Annotated in this window: 15 protein-coding genes; 3 read left to right on the top strand and 12 right to left on the bottom strand. The window is 52.5% G+C overall.

Annotation, left to right across the window (positions count from 1 at the left end; genetic code table 11):
* Positions 1–8 precede the first annotated feature (8 nt).
* The 9 genes from phnK to phnC are packed head-to-tail and all read right to left on the bottom strand — an operon-like array spanning position 9 to position 7,129.
* Positions 9–767, bottom strand: a complete 759-nt coding sequence (phnK, locus tag GC128_RS10115) for a phosphonate C-P lyase system protein PhnK (RefSeq protein WP_151994180.1) — start codon at positions 765–767, stop codon at positions 9–11.
* Positions 764–1,612, bottom strand: a complete 849-nt coding sequence (locus tag GC128_RS10110) for an alpha-D-ribose 1-methylphosphonate 5-phosphate C-P-lyase PhnJ (RefSeq protein ID WP_151994179.1) — start codon at positions 1,610–1,612, stop codon at positions 764–766. The genes phnK and GC128_RS10110 overlap by 4 nt, the downstream gene beginning before the upstream one ends.
* Positions 1,605–2,669, bottom strand: a complete 1,065-nt coding sequence (locus GC128_RS10105; RefSeq protein ID WP_151994178.1) for a carbon-phosphorus lyase complex subunit PhnI — start codon at positions 2,667–2,669, stop codon at positions 1,605–1,607. The genes GC128_RS10110 and GC128_RS10105 overlap by 8 nt, the downstream gene beginning before the upstream one ends.
* Complete coding sequence (phnH, locus tag GC128_RS10100; protein WP_151994177.1) at positions 2,669–3,253, bottom strand: phosphonate C-P lyase system protein PhnH; 585 nt, start codon at positions 3,251–3,253, stop codon at positions 2,669–2,671. The genes GC128_RS10105 and phnH overlap by 1 nt, the downstream gene beginning before the upstream one ends.
* Entirely contained in the window at positions 3,250–3,711 is a 462-nt protein-coding gene (phnG, locus tag GC128_RS10095) for a phosphonate C-P lyase system protein PhnG (protein WP_151994176.1), read from the bottom strand. The genes phnH and phnG overlap by 4 nt, the downstream gene beginning before the upstream one ends.
* Entirely contained in the window at positions 3,712–4,437 is a 726-nt protein-coding gene (phnF, locus tag GC128_RS10090; RefSeq protein ID WP_151994175.1) for a phosphonate metabolism transcriptional regulator PhnF, read from the bottom strand.
* A gap of 16 nt (positions 4,438–4,453) precedes the next feature.
* The gene (gene phnE / locus GC128_RS10085; RefSeq protein WP_151994174.1) at positions 4,454–5,236 is read right to left on the bottom strand and encodes a phosphonate ABC transporter, permease protein PhnE; all 783 of its coding nucleotides are present in this window, start codon (positions 5,234–5,236) and stop codon (positions 4,454–4,456) included.
* 59 nt (positions 5,237–5,295) lie between these two features.
* Complete coding sequence (gene phnD, locus GC128_RS10080; protein ID WP_151994173.1) at positions 5,296–6,312, bottom strand: phosphonate ABC transporter substrate-binding protein; 1,017 nt, start codon at positions 6,310–6,312, stop codon at positions 5,296–5,298.
* A 34-nt stretch (positions 6,313–6,346) separates the two neighbouring features.
* Complete coding sequence (phnC, locus tag GC128_RS10075; protein WP_151994259.1) at positions 6,347–7,129, bottom strand: phosphonate ABC transporter ATP-binding protein; 783 nt, start codon at positions 7,127–7,129, stop codon at positions 6,347–6,349.
* A 191-nt stretch (positions 7,130–7,320) separates the two neighbouring features.
* Between phnC and GC128_RS10070 the strand changes: the two genes are divergently transcribed.
* Positions 7,321–8,535, top strand: coding sequence for a phospholipase effector Tle1 domain-containing protein (locus GC128_RS10070; RefSeq protein ID WP_151994172.1), 1,215 nt, complete (start codon positions 7,321–7,323; stop codon positions 8,533–8,535).
* A gap of 54 nt (positions 8,536–8,589) precedes the next feature.
* Here GC128_RS10070 and yjdN read toward each other — a convergent pair whose 3' ends face one another.
* The 3 genes from yjdN to GC128_RS10055 form a co-directional block, all read right to left on the bottom strand.
* Positions 8,590–9,027 carry a VOC family metalloprotein YjdN gene (yjdN, locus tag GC128_RS10065; protein WP_151994171.1) on the bottom strand — a complete coding sequence of 146 codons (438 nt, stop codon included), beginning with the start codon at positions 9,025–9,027 and terminating at the stop codon, positions 8,590–8,592.
* A 79-nt stretch (positions 9,028–9,106) separates the two neighbouring features.
* Positions 9,107–9,307, bottom strand: coding sequence for a hypothetical protein (locus GC128_RS10060; protein ID WP_151994170.1), 201 nt, complete (start codon positions 9,305–9,307; stop codon positions 9,107–9,109).
* Positions 9,308–9,719: 412 nt separating this feature from the next.
* Entirely contained in the window at positions 9,720–10,055 is a 336-nt protein-coding gene (locus GC128_RS10055) for a zinc ribbon domain-containing protein YjdM (RefSeq protein WP_034457014.1), read from the bottom strand.
* A 383-nt stretch (positions 10,056–10,438) separates the two neighbouring features.
* On the opposite strand from GC128_RS10055, the gene GC128_RS10050 reads away from it, so the two are divergent.
* The gene (locus tag GC128_RS10050; protein ID WP_151994169.1) at positions 10,439–12,805 is read left to right on the top strand and encodes a dynamin family protein; all 2,367 of its coding nucleotides are present in this window, start codon (positions 10,439–10,441) and stop codon (positions 12,803–12,805) included.
* Positions 12,802–13,695 carry a diguanylate cyclase regulator RdcB family protein gene (locus GC128_RS10045; protein ID WP_151994168.1) on the top strand — a complete coding sequence of 298 codons (894 nt, stop codon included), beginning with the start codon at positions 12,802–12,804 and terminating at the stop codon, positions 13,693–13,695. The genes GC128_RS10050 and GC128_RS10045 overlap by 4 nt, the downstream gene beginning before the upstream one ends.
* The last annotated feature ends 2 nt before the right edge of the window (positions 13,696–13,697 follow it).

Here is a 13,697-nt window from a genome sequence, read left to right as displayed (position 1 = left end):
GTGTTCACCTAATTCTGAAGGACGGAAGAAACAAGCAACTGGGTATACGGGTGGTGCGGGTCGTCCAGCACGCGGTCGGTCAGACCGCTTTCCACCACCTGACCTTGCTTCATCACCAGCAGGCGGTCTGCCAGCAAACGCGCCACGCCCAAATCATGAGTAACGATCACCACCGCCAGATTCAGTTCACGTACCAGGCCGCGCAGCAGGTCGAGCAAACGCGCCTGTACCGAAACGTCCAGCCCACCCGTTGGCTCGTCCATAAACACCAGTTTCGGGTGCGTCACCAGGTTGCGGGCGATTTGCAGGCGCTGCTGCATGCCGCCGGAAAATGTGGTTGGCAGGTCGTCGATACGCGAGGCAGGGATTTCCACCTCTTCTAACCAGCGCTCGGCGGTGGCACGGATATCGCCGTAATGACGCGCACCGGTTGCCATTAAGCGCTCGCCGATGTTGCCACCGGCAGAAACGTGGCGGCGTAGACCGTCCATCGCATGTTGGTGCACCACGCCCCATTCGGTGCGCAGCAGGCGGCGGCGCTCGCCTTCGCTCATGTCGTACAGCGACGAGTCGAGATAAACCACTTCGCCGTTTTGCGGGGCGAGGCGTGCGGAAATCGACTTTAGCAACGTGGTTTTGCCGGAGCCTGATTCACCGACAATTCCCAGCACTTCGCCCGGATAAAGCTCGAATGACACATCGCTAAATCCTTTACCGGGTGCATAAAGGTGGGTCAGGTTATTGACGGAAAGTAACGGTCGAGTCATTTGGTCGCAGCCTCGCTGTTCTGGCGGCAGAAATCGGTATCGGAGCAGACGAACATGCGGCTGCCCGCATCGTCGAGCACCACTTCGTCGAGGTAACTGTGGTGCGAGCCGCAAATCGCGCACGGTTCTTCCCACTCCTGGACGGTAAACGGATGGTCGTCAAAATCGAGACTTTCGACGCGGGTATACGGCGGCACCGCGTAGATGCGTTTTTCACGCCCGGCACCGAACAGTTGCAGCGCAGGCATCATGTCCATTTTCGGATTGTCGAATTTCGGGATCGGCGACGGGTCCATCACGTAACGCTCGTTCACTTTCACCGGGTAGGCGTAAGTGGTGGCGATATGGCCGAAACGGGCGATATCTTCGTACAATTTCACCTGCATTACGCCGTACTCTTCCAGCGCGTGCATGGTGCGCGTTTCGGTTTCGCGCGGTTCGATAAAACGCAGCGGCTCAGGAATTGGCACCTGGTAAATCAGGATCTGGTCTTCAGTGAGTGGTGTTTCCGGGATGCGGTGGCGCGTCTGAATTAGCGTGGCGTCGGCGGTGGATTCGGTGGTGGCGACGTTAGTCACGCGCTTGAAGAAGTTGCGAATCGACACCGCGTTGGTGGTGTCGTCTGCGCCCTGGTCAATCACCTTCAGCACGTCGTTTTCGCCAATCACGCTGGCGGTGATCTGGATGCCGCCTGTGCCCCAGCCATATGGCATCGGCATTTCGCGCCCGCCAAACGGCACCTGGTAACCTGGGATTGCTACCGCTTTGAGAATCGCGCGGCGCAGGGTGCGCTTGGTTTGTTCATCCAGATAAGCAAAGTTGTAGCCGGAGAGTGCCTTAGTCACGATGACGTTCCTTTTGCAGACGTTTAAGCAGTTCCAGTTCGGCCTGGAAATCGACGTAGTGCGGCAGTTTCAGGTGCGAGACAAACCCGGCGGCTTCGACGTTATCGGCGTGGGCCAGCACGAACTCTTCGTCCTGCGCCGGGCCTGCGATGGTTTCGTCGTAGTCCGGGGCTTGCAGGGCGCGGTCAACCAGCGCCATCGCCATTGCTTTGCGTTCGCTCATGCCGAACACCAGCCCGTAGCCACGGGTGAAGTGTGGGTCTTCATCAGCGGGTGCCACAAAGCCGTTAACCATTTCGCACTCAGTTATCAGCAGTTCGCCGATATTGACTGCAAAACCCAACTCTTCCGGCACAATTTCCAGATCGATATAGCCACTGCGAATTTCTGCCGCGAACGGGTGGTTGCGCCCGTAACCGCGCTGCGTGGAGTAGGCCAGGGCCAGTAAATAGCCTTCGTCGCCGCGCACCAGCTGTTGCAGACGCGAGGAGCGCGAGCATGGGTAAACCGGCGGCTGGCGGGTGATGTCGTCAGGCTTTTCGCCGTTATCTTCTTCAGCTTTTGCCAGCCCCTGTTTCGCCAGCAGACTGAACACGTGCGGAGCGGGTTCGCTGTGCTCGTCAGCCGTTTTAAGAGTTGGTGCTTCGCCGTTTGCCAGCAAGGTGAAATCCAGCAGGCGATGGGTGTAATCGTAAGTCGGGCCGAGTAACTGCCCGCCGGGTACGTCTTTGTAGACGGCTGAAATGCGGCGTTCGATACGCATTTCAGCGGTGTTCAGCGGTTCGCTCACCGCCAGACGCGGTAGCGTGGTGCGATAAGCGCGCAGCAGGAAGATGGCTTCAACCATGTCTCCGCTGGCCTGCTTGATGGCGAGTGCCGCCAGTTCACGGTCGGCAATGCCGCCTTCAGTCATCACGCGATCAACGGCCAGCCCTAGCTGTTGCTCGATTTGAGCGACGCTTAGTTCGGCGAGATTTTGGTCGCCACGGCGGTTGTGTTCCTGCAATTCATGGGCGGCGGCAATTGCCTTTTCGCCCCCTTTGACGGCGACGTACATCAGCACACCTCCACATGAGTGGTGCGAGGGATCGCCAGCAGGCGGTCGCCGCAGGTCAGTATCAGGTCGATGCCCAGCGGGAACGGGTGCGGGCGCTCGGTGAGTTCATGAATGACGCAATCAGGCAGTTGTGGAGCAATCATGCGTTCTTCGCGGATGCCCGCGCCGGTTAAGCGCAACATGCGGCCACCACTCAGGCTCGGCACCTGTAAAATCAGTGTCGCGCTGGTGTCGGGGGCCACGTCGGTTCCCTGTGCCAGCGCGTTAAGCTGATCGGCGGTTATCGTGCTGTCGGCAACGGCGAATTGTGCGTGTTCTGGTGCCTGCGAAATTGGCGTGTTGGTATGAAAACGGACGTTTTGCAATGTCACATCGTTGCTCAGAGCGTTACTAATCCACACCGGCGTGTCGTTATCGGCAAGGGTCAGCAGTACGCTGGTGGAAGCAATGTTCAGTGGTTTCCAGCCATGTTGCAGTGAATGGAGCGCCACGATAACGCCCGGCTCGCTCATCGCTTTGAGCAGGCGGCGGAAGCTCTGTTGTGCATCCTGCACAGGCAGGTTAAAAGCGGTCATCAGGGTCATGCGTTATCTCCGCGAACCAGAGTGAAGAAGTCGACTCGGCTGCTGTTAATTTGGGTGCGACGGGCGGCCAGGCGTTGTTCACGGTTGGCGGCCAGTGGAGCAATTAAGGTTTCTTGCAATGTCCGGAACTGAACTTGTTCCTGCATCAACGCGTCGATCACGGCACAGCGTTCGGCGTGGGCTTTATCGCGCCCTGATATGTAGCTGTAACCGTAAGTCCCGTTGGCGAGTTGCACGACCGCACGGGTCAGCGTGGTGTCACCAGCAAAAAAACGTTGCCCGGTGGCGCCCATTCGCGCCTGAATTTGTACCAGGCCTGTTTCTGGCTGACGAATTACCTGATATTCGGGATTGAGTTTTTGTTCTGCCCAAAGTGCTGCCAGTTCTTGAGGCAGGCTGTGGGCGAGCACGGCCATCCACTGCTGGCGCTGTGCGGTATCAAAATGCGTTGCGTCCATTTAGTGCTCCATGGTGAATTCAATCATGTCGGCACGCGTCAGGCTTACGGAGTACTCCGCAGGCATTGCGTGACCTTCACGGTGGTTGAGAGTGCGAACACATAGCAGCGGAGCCATATTTGGGATCTCCAACAGGCGGCTTTCTTTGGCCTGAGCGCGGCGCGCGCTGATACGTGTTTGGGTGCGTCTGAGGTTGATACCGAGCTGGTCCTGAATCACGTCGTGCAGCGAACCGCTATTAAACTGTTGCATCACGGGCCACCAGGCGAGGTCGGCAAAGTAGTGGTCGATAAGGCACACCGCGATATCGTTAACGCGTCTTAGTGTGCGCAGGTGAATAATGTCATCGCCCTCGGTTACACCCAGCGCATCAGCAATATGGCTTGAAGCCGGGCGCAGTACCGCGAGTAAGCGCTCGCTGGTGGGGTGGCTTCCCTGATCGAGCAGGTTCTGGCTAAAGCGTGCTTGAGAATTTAACGGGTAATCGAATGGGCGCATCAGCACTAACACGCCAATTCCCTGGCGGCGCTGCACCCAACCTTTCTCCACGAGTTGATCGATGGCGCGACGCAACGTGTGGCGATTCACTTCGTAGCGTGCGGCCAGTTGGCTTTCGGCTGGCAGATAGTCGCCACAGCGGTAGTGGTTACGCAGCTCTACTTCAAGCAGGGCGGCAATTTCCTGGTAACGCGTCGGGTAACTGGTCGGATGTCTGGATAAGTGCATTTTCAACAAAGCCTCGTTAAATAAAATGCTTACGTAACCGTTGCGACATAAAGTCCAGCAGACTTACTGTGACGATGATGATGACCATCAGCGCGCAGGTTTGCTGGAACTGGAATCCACGAATCGCTTCCCAAAGCGTTACGCCAATCCCGCCTGCGCCTACCATGCCAACCACCGTTGCTGAACGGACGTTCGATTCAAAGCGGTAGAGCGAGTAGGAGATAAGCAGTGGCATCACTTGTGGCAGCACGCCGTAGAGAATTTCTTCAAGCTTGTTAGCGCCGGTTGCACGAATGCCTTCCACCGGGCCGGGTTCAATGGCTTCAACCGCTTCAGAAAGCAGTTTGGAAAGTACGCCAGTGGTGTGGATGAACAGCGCCAGCACACCGGCGAATGGACCAAGACCAACGGCGACTACGAACAACATTGCAAAGACCATTTCGTTGATGGCGCGGCAGGCGTCCATCAGGCGGCGCATTGGTTGATACACCCACCATGGCACCAGGTTGTCGGCACACATCAGGCCACAAGGAATGGAAAGTACGATGGCAAGGGCGGTGCCCCAGACGGCGATTTGCAGCGTGACGCCCATTTCACCGAGGTATTGTTGCCACTGGCTGAAATCTGGCGGGAAGAAGTCGGCGGCGAAGGTGGCCATGTTGCCCGCATCGCGGAACAGCGTCAGCGGAGCCATTTCCGCGCCTTGCCAGGAGGCAACGAGGACCGCTAACAAAATCGCCCAGGCAAGTAGCGAGAACCAGCTACGTTTGGGTGTGGCGACCTGAATGGTTTGTTGCATGGGGTGCTCCGTGTTTGGGGCTTTAACCCTCTCCTTCAGGGAGAGGGTTAGGGTTGTATTTACTGAACCGCTTTATTCACGTTGCTCATCGCGGAAAGCGCGGCGGTCAAACGATCCAGGTCACTAAGCTGGTTTTGCAGCGCGGTGACTTTGGTTGCTTTCTCAGGCTCCGCTAACCCTTTGTTGTCCTTCACACCCTGCATTTGTTTAAACAGGGCGAGCTGGCGAATCGGTACCAGTTGCAGGTCGCTGGATGGGCGGAACGGCGCCCAGGTCAGGCCTTTGAGCACGGCGGCTTCTTCCGGCGTTTTGCCGTAAGTCATGAAGAAGTCATAGATTTTGTCTTTGGTGGCTTCGGAGAGGTTTTTACGCCACACGATCGGATCGCCTGGGATCAACGGAGATTTCCAGATGACTTTCAGATCTTTGAATTTCTCAGGTGCGGTTTGCTTCAAACGATCGAGGTTTTCGGTGTTGTTGGTCGCCACATCCACCTGTTTGTTTGCCACCGCCAGCGCGTTGGTCTCATGGTTGGCGTTCACTGAGCGTTTAAATTCGTTCGGTGCCGCATTGTTTTTGGCGAAAACGTAGTATCCCGGGACGAGGTAGCCAGAAGTAGAGTTCGGGTCACCATTGCCGAAAGTCAGCTCTTTACGTTTTGCCAACATGTCTTGCAGGTTATTGATTGGGCTGTCTTTGTTAACGATAAGCACGCTCCAGTAACCCGGGCTGCCATCTGCCGCTACCGTCTGAGCAAATACCTGGCCGTTAGCGCGGTCTACTGCTTCCATGGCCGAAAGGTTGCCATACCAGGCGATATCTACTTTGTTAAAGCGCATACCCTGAATGATCCCGGCGTAATCTGGTGCGAAGAAAGCATTCACTTTCACGCCAAGTTTCTTCTCCATATCCTTCAGGAACGGGTCCCACTGCGGTTTCAGGTTTTGTTGTGATTCAGTCGAGATGATGCCGAAGTTCAGGGACTTTTCTTGTTCATCCGCATGAGCGGTGCTGAACAGAGTGCTGACGCTTAGCAGGCTGGTAAAGGCGAGGGCGGCAACTTTTTTGTAGCTCATGGCTGACTGTTCCTTGAAAGAGATAACAAAGTTGTTAAGCAGCAACCGCATCAACGCGATTCATGCTGCGGTAAAGATTGCCCAGACGTTCGTTGTCGAACTCAGAGCTGCTTCCGTCGTAAAACACATGACCCTGACGCAGAGCGACAATGCGTTCGCAATAGCGCAGGGCGTAGTCCACCTGATGCAGCGTCACCACAACGGTGATGCCATCCAGGCGGTTAATGTCGTGCAGCGTTTCCATTACGATGCGTGCTGATTCCGGGTCGAGGGAGGCAATGGGCTCATCGGCGAGAATCACTTTTGCTTGCTGCATCAGCGCACGGGCAATCGCCACGCGCTGTTGTTGCCCACCGGACAGGGTGGACACGCGTTGATAGGCAAATTGCGTCATGCCGACGCGGGTCAGCGCCTGCAACGCACGTTGCTGTTGTTCGCGGGTAAACCAGTTAAAACAGGTGCGCCAGAACGGCGTGGAACCCAGTGCTCCAATCAGTACGTTTTCCAGTACCGTCAGGCGGTTCACCAGGTTGAACTGCTGGAAGATGTAGCCGGTGTGAGCGCGACTCTTGCGGATGTCGCCTGCCAGACGGCCCGCTTTTTGGACGGTACGGCCAAGCAATTCAACATGGCAATCTGCTGATTTATCAGAAGTAATCAGACCGCTCAGGTGGCGTAAGAGGGTGGATTTGCCTGAACCAGACGGCCCCAGCAGAGCGACCATCTCACCTTCATTAACTTCCAAATCAACAGCATTTAATGCCTGATGCTGGTTGAAGGTTTTGCTCAATTTGTTGACGCGAATAATTGTTTGCATCATTCAGGCTCCTTAAAAAGTTGCCTCATGGTGCCGATGGAATGTGACGATTTTGTTAAGGATAAGTTTCGATATGATGAAGAGTGAGTTCCAGCCTGGAAGTCATCAGGCTAATCAGCTATTTGTCGTATTGTTTCACGCTTCGTTTTTGTCTTTGCTTACAGGTACCCTTTGGTGTTGGGAAAGCAGCGATGAGCAAAAACATTATTTTTTGTGCCGATGGCACATGGACCGCTCCCGGTGTAGAAAATCAAGCGGATGACGAAGCCGCAGCGAGTAATGTTTATCAATTGTTTGTTGATCTGAAAGGAAATGTTGATAAGCAGAGTTTGTTGTTAGCCAATGAGCAAGAAAAGATCCTTACCAATAGCAGTGGCGGGATCGTACAAGTTGCCAAGTACATTTATGGTATGGGCGATCCGCATAATGGTTTGGTGAAACGCCTCGGTGGTGCATTTGGTGCCGAGTTGATCGTGCCGATCATTCGCGGGTATAGCTTTATTAGTCGGCACTGGCAGGCAGGCGATCGTATCTATCTGGTGGGATTTAGCCACGGTGCTTATACCGCGCGAGTGCTGGCGCAGATGATTATCGACCGTGGTTTATTAAATCGTGAAAAGCTGAATTTAAACGCTCGCAATAAAGATGAAGCCTGGCGTTTTGCTTCATCCGTATGGGCGCAATATCTTGCTCATGCTCCGGATATGAGCCCTAGCCTTTTGGGAAGTGTGGTGCGTGAGTTGCCGGGATTTTTTTGTGACAGCGTGGACCCAACCTGCATTTCTCGCCCGATCTCCATAGAAGCGGTTGCCGTGTGGGAAACTGTTGGGCAGATGGGGATTCCTAAGTATTTCAATGACAAGCGCTACAACGTTTTTCGTTTTAACAATACAGAGCTGCATTCACGGGTCAAATACGGGCTTCAGGCCATCGCCATTGATGAGCAGCGGCTCGATTTAGCGCCGGTGCTGTGGGATAACCGCGATCGTATTTTGCAGGTGATGTTTCCCGGTATTCATCATGATGTTGGTGGGGGCTATATTGGCACGGACGAAGACCGCAGCTTGTCGAATGGCGCGTACCTTTGGATGCATGATGCACTCGACGATTTGGGCGTTAATCTGGCACCCAGTGAAGTGGTGGCTGACCCACTTGGGCCGCTGCATTGTGACTGGTATCCACCCACGCGTTATTTGCGCATTATGCCCCGGCAACTTCCGCCGCCGGTTACTTCATCAACGATGGTCCACCAGTCGGTGATTGAGCGTCTTAGTTGTGGCACAACGCTACTTCAACAGTCGGCAATCAATGGTGAATGGCTAAGCGAATCATATAGCCCGCAGCCTTTGCAGGATTATCTACGCGGGGAGGGTGCAATCCCCATTAACTGGGCGATTGCACGTTAACGAATGGGAAACTACCGTCTGTTATGGAGCTGACGGTAGTTTCCCAGAGTTTGGTTACATTGGTTTTTCGACATTCACCATCCACGGAATACCGTATTTATCGGTAAGCATGCCGAATCCTTTTGCCCAGAACGTTTCCCCCCACGGCATGGTGACATCGCCACCTGCACTGAGATTATCAAACCAGCGTTGGCCTTCTGCGACATCTGTGGTGGTTAGGCTCAGCGCATAGCCTGTGTGTTTCACTTTATCGGCACACATATTGCCGTCGCTCATCATCACTTCGCCACCGCCAATACGCACATTGGCATGCATGATTTTATCGTCCGGCCAATTAAAACCGCTGCTGCATCCTTCAGCCGACTGATTCTCGTCTTTTGGCATTTCACCAAAAGTCATTTTAAACAGTAACTCAGCACCGACGGCTTGTTTGTAGAACGCTATTGCTTCTTCGCAGGTACCGTCAAAAAAGATGTAGGGTCCGATAGACATTGTTCGTTCCTCATAATGCGGAGTGCAGAATAAGTTTAGTTGGGGGAGCTTGGGCAAGCCAGGCGGGGGAAGGGGTATCTTATGCCTGGTTCGGTGAGTTTCCGTTCACCTGTACGTTATGCGATCCCACATGAATCTGTGAACGGTGAACGTGCCAAGGAGAGAACGCCCTCTCCTTGGCAATCCTGGCGCCCGGCAAGTCAATCGCCGCTGCGCGGTAAACACCGTTTTTCACCCAACATTCGCGGTCGTTCGCGACTCGCTCCCGGCGATCGCTCACTCACGTGGTTCCAGACCACGTGACCACGACTGAAGGGCGAAAAACGGCGCGATTGAAGCCGGGGATAAAGGTCAACGTCAAAACCTAAAGTCAAAAGCCAGGCTGGTTTAGGTTTTGACCTTGAGTCCCGGTATAAATTGCCCCAGCGTTACCCATAAGTCAGGGTTGAGCTGCCGGGAGCAGCGAAAGAGAGCGATCGTCGGGAACGAATCGCGAACGACCCTGAACGTTGGGGATAAGCTGGGGTTTACCGCGAAGCGGCAATTTAAAGACCGGGCGCCAGGATTATCAAGGGGTTGGCGTTAACCCCTTGATACGTTCACCGTTCACTAATCCATGCGGGATCGAATAACTTTCGGGTGAACGGAAAATCACCGTACTTGCATAGCAATTACAGCAATGGCGAACGAACCTAGTTCTTCTTAACAAACTCAGACTTCAACTTCATTTGCCCAAAACCATCAATTTTACAATCGATGTTATGGTCGCCTTCAACCAGACGGATACCTTTAACTTTAGTACCAATCTTCAACATTGAAGAGCTGCCTTTAACCTTCAGATCTTTAATTACAGTGACGTTATCACCGTCAACTAACAGGTTGCCGTTGGCATCTTTAACAACCAGTTGATCGTTGTCTGCAGCAGGTTCGGCATCATTCCATTCATGTGCACATTCTGGGCAGATAAACATACCGTTGTCTTCGTAGGTGTACTCGGAATTGCATTTAGGGCAATGAGGGAGTGTCATCGTCATATCCTCAAAAATAAGATTTAAAAATTGCGGTTTCCCGCCAAAAGTGGCGTGATTATACATTAAAACCCTACTTTTGTGGGGACGATTGCCGCTATGCCTTGTGCCAGCCAGAATATCGTAATAAGAAAATGCTATTTTAAAACGTTAATCAATTGCCAAATTCGCGACGAAAATACAGAATAAGTTTATAAAAATACGCTATGGTCTTTCTTTCTGGTTATTTAACCAGAAACTCACGCTATGAAAAAATAAGCCTGATTATAATATTGTCGAATAAATGATTTCTGCGCGTAATTATAATTTCCGGTACTGAATAGGCACAAAAAATATAAAGGTTTTTAAAAATCCGGATAATTTGATTTAAGTAAGGATTTTTTATGCACACACAAGCAATATTTGAGTTAAGTCAGGAAACGGAGCGGTTATTACAACTCGCCCTGCAAAATCTGAATACACTAAAAACAGTTTCTTTTACTACACAGCATGACGTTAATTATTTTGGGCAGTCCCAAGCTGGAGGGGCCGTCCCTGCGAAATTTAGCCCACGCAGCATCCAGGCGCAGCAGGCAATGCTGCAAAATGAGTTACGCAAAATAACTCAGCATGAAATGGTATTAGCGATTGTCGGAACAGTAAAAGCGGGAAAATCGACCACCATTAATGCCATTATTGGGACTGAGGTATTACCTAACCGTAATCGCCCTATGACAGCATTACCGACACTCATTCGTCACACCCCGGGCCAGCGTGAACCTGTGCTGCATTTTCCCTATGTTCAACCCATCGAACAGCTTATGAATACATTGCAAATTCGTTTGCAACAAACCGATCGTGAAACGCTGTCAAAGCACCTGGAAATTGATCGGGATATGACGGGATTATTAACCCGTATTTCCCAAGGGGAATCTTTCGCTAAGCATTATCTTGGTGCCCAACCTATTTTCCATTGCCTGAAAAGCCTTAATGATTTAGTGCGTTTATCGAAAGCACTGGATGTGGCTTTTCCATTTAAGGCCTATGCCGCAATTGAGCATGTTCCTGTTATTGAAGTGGAGTTTGTCCATTTAGCAGGAATGGATGAAGCCTATGGGCAACTGACATTACTGGATACTCCGGGGCCAAACGAAGCCGGGCAGCCGCATCTACAAAAAATGCTTCAGGAGCAGCTGTCGCAGGCTTCTGCTGTGTTGGCAGTATTGGATTACACCCAATTAAAATCCGTTTCTGACGAAGATGTACGTAAAGCGATATTGGGCACCGGGTCATCTGTCCCGCTCTATGCGCTGGTGAATAAATTCGACCAGAAAGACAGAAATGGTGACGATGCAGAACAGGTTAAAGCGTTAATTTCTGGCACGCTCATGAAAGGAACGATTGAGCCTCACCATGTCTTCCCTGTGTCATCGATGTGGGGATATCTGGCTAATCGTGCGCGCCATGAATTGGCATTGCACGGCAAGTTACCGGACCCGAATGAGCAGCGTTGGGTGCAGGATTTTGCTGATATTGCACTGGGCCGCCGCTGGCAAAGTGAGGATTTGGCCGATGCGGGCGCTTTGCGCCAGGCGGCTGAGCTGTTGTGGGAGGACTCGCAGTTTGCTGAGCCTATTCACACGGTGCTTCATGCGGCACATGCCAATGCTTCAATGTACGCATTGCGTTCTGCCTGCCAGAAATTACTGAATTACACGCAGGGTGCGGAGGATTACCTGAATTTCCGCTGCCAGGGCCTACATATTGCCAGCCAGCAACTGCAGCAGAATATCGCAGCCCTTGAAGATGACATGAATCTTGCTGCTTCCAGTCAGAAAGCCGCAAACGTCGTTGCGCAGAGCAATACTAAGCTGGCTGTTGAAGCGATGAGTGATTTTATTCGCCGTTATGAACAGCAGATTAATGACAATATTCAGAACTATTTTCAGCATGGAATAGTACCTGAAAAGCTCCAGCGGCAGGCTTTGTCGTTTGGGACTCAGCGCGGTAATGACTTTGATGCGCGCAATGAAACGCTCAGTTTTGACGATGAAGAATCGGCACAGATTGCGCTGCACAGGATCCGCGCTTCATGCGAAATCATCCTGACCGCCGCGCAGGAAAAGATGACTGAAGAGTTAACCCATCTTTTTAGTTATCTGGAAGTTGAACTGGCAGATACGCTGCGTAACACCCTAAAACCGATAGAGGCTCGTGTTGCACAAGGGTTAGCGCAAGCAGGATTTAGAACCAATATCAGTCTGCCGGTATTTCATGTTGGCTTATTAAACTTCAATGCTAATCAGGCATTTAATCAACTCATTGAAGAGCAGGATATTCCTGTCTCCCAACTGCGACGCCAGGCCGGGATGCGTGGAACGGTTGCGCGCTGGCTTAATAGCGAGGATTGGGGCTGGGAAGGATATACCGTGATGCAAAGTCGCTACGTCATTTCTTTAGCTGATGTACAACGCAAACTGTGTCAACACGTCAGCGATTTCCTGTTGCAGCTTAATCAGAATATGGCCGCGCAAATTGAAATGTCTGTGACTGAAGGAATGGCGGCGTTCTTTGTTGATTTTTCCCAGGCACTGGAAGCGATACGTCTTAACCTGCAACAAAGCCTGGTGGTGCGCCAGCAAAATGAAGAAGCGGTGACCGCTTTGCGCCAACAGCTTCAGCAGTGCGTAAGAATCACACGTTACATCCATGAGGACACCCGCCTGTTGCGGGATGATATTCAGACGCTTTTTACGGTAGAACAGCAATGAGCAGTGTATTACCAGGAACTCAAACTCGCGCTTTGGAGTGTGTTGCAGAGAAGTTTGTCGTCGATTTTGCCAGAAACAGCGGTATCTCTCGTGAACCGTGGCGTTCTCAGCAAAGCAAAGCGTATTACCAGAGGCTGACCGGGGAGTTTATTGGCCAGAGCCAGTTGCAAAAGTGGGCAGTGGATGAGGCTCTGCTTGAAAAACCTGAAGTGATGCTGGCGATGCTTGGGCATCTTTGCCAGCGGGTGGCGAAGAAGCACCTCGCAATTGAGAAAGTATATGAAAGCATCTGTGCCATGGCGTTAACTTCGGCACGGGTGACCAATGACACCTCAGAAGCCCGCAAGCAGCTCATTCAGGTTCAGCAGCAACTGGCGCAGCGTGTCAGTAATCTGGAAACACAATTACAGGGCACCGACCTCACTCATCTGGGCTTCGTACATTGCGAGCAAGTTTTTGCACGCTGGCAGGCTGGGCATTATTTTACCTTTTCTCCCGCTGGTCGCTGCTATGTCGCGTTGCAGGAGCTGTACTGGGGCGCGTTTGGTGACGCGCTGCGCTTTGGCCGTTTATCGCAGGCCACAGAATTAATTGAGCAAGCTCGCGCGCTGGCAATCAGCCAACTCGCCAGCGATGTGAATGCTTCAGCCCGCACGCGCCATTACTACTATGAGTGGCTGATGTTTCCTTCGACGGCTGGAATGATGGAAAGCAAAGAAGCTCTGGCGTGGTTTGGCGACGATTGTGACAGTGAGCATCAGCCCGTGAGTTTTGCAACTACCCAAACACACCAGGGCGTTTCACTTGGTATGCCACGTATTTGTTCCGCAATGCGTCTGGGAAGTGCAATGGTGGATGAAGTCTTTATTGATGGTGGATTTGCCAAATAAAG

The organism is Buttiauxella massiliensis, from assembly GCF_902500225.1.
Taxonomy (GTDB): Bacteria; Pseudomonadota; Gammaproteobacteria; order Enterobacterales; family Enterobacteriaceae; genus Buttiauxella; species Buttiauxella massiliensis.
Note: the sequence above shows the minus strand (reverse complement) of the source record. Positions and strands in the feature narration are given on the sequence as shown.

What these genes read in the sequence shown, in the direction of transcription:
- GC128_RS10045 (WP_151994168.1), top strand. Translation starts at nt 12,802, where the DNA reads ATGAGCAGTGTATTACCAGGAACTCAAACTCGCGCTTTGGAGTGTGTT.
- phnH (WP_151994177.1), bottom strand. Translation starts at nt 3,253, where the DNA reads ATGACCCTGATGACCGCTTTTAACCTGCCTGTGCAGGATGCACAACAG.
- phnK (WP_151994180.1), bottom strand. Translation starts at nt 767, where the DNA reads ATGACTCGACCGTTACTTTCCGTCAATAACCTGACCCACCTTTATGCA.
- phnC (WP_151994259.1), bottom strand. Translation starts at nt 7,129, where the DNA reads ATGCAAACAATTATTCGCGTCAACAAATTGAGCAAAACCTTCAACCAG.
- phnD (WP_151994173.1), bottom strand. Translation starts at nt 6,312, where the DNA reads ATGAGCTACAAAAAAGTTGCCGCCCTCGCCTTTACCAGCCTGCTAAGC.
- phnG (WP_151994176.1), bottom strand. Translation starts at nt 3,711, where the DNA reads ATGGACGCAACGCATTTTGATACCGCACAGCGCCAGCAGTGGATGGCC.
- phnF (WP_151994175.1), bottom strand. Translation starts at nt 4,437, where the DNA reads ATGCACTTATCCAGACATCCGACCAGTTACCCGACGCGTTACCAGGAA.
- GC128_RS10070 (WP_151994172.1), top strand. Translation starts at nt 7,321, where the DNA reads ATGAGCAAAAACATTATTTTTTGTGCCGATGGCACATGGACCGCTCCC.
- GC128_RS10105 (WP_151994178.1), bottom strand. Translation starts at nt 2,669, where the DNA reads ATGTACGTCGCCGTCAAAGGGGGCGAAAAGGCAATTGCCGCCGCCCAT.
- yjdN (WP_151994171.1), bottom strand. Translation starts at nt 9,027, where the DNA reads ATGTCTATCGGACCCTACATCTTTTTTGACGGTACCTGCGAAGAAGCA.
- GC128_RS10055 (WP_034457014.1), bottom strand. Translation starts at nt 10,055, where the DNA reads ATGACACTCCCTCATTGCCCTAAATGCAATTCCGAGTACACCTACGAA.
- GC128_RS10050 (WP_151994169.1), top strand. Translation starts at nt 10,439, where the DNA reads ATGCACACACAAGCAATATTTGAGTTAAGTCAGGAAACGGAGCGGTTA.
- phnE (WP_151994174.1), bottom strand. Translation starts at nt 5,236, where the DNA reads ATGCAACAAACCATTCAGGTCGCCACACCCAAACGTAGCTGGTTCTCG.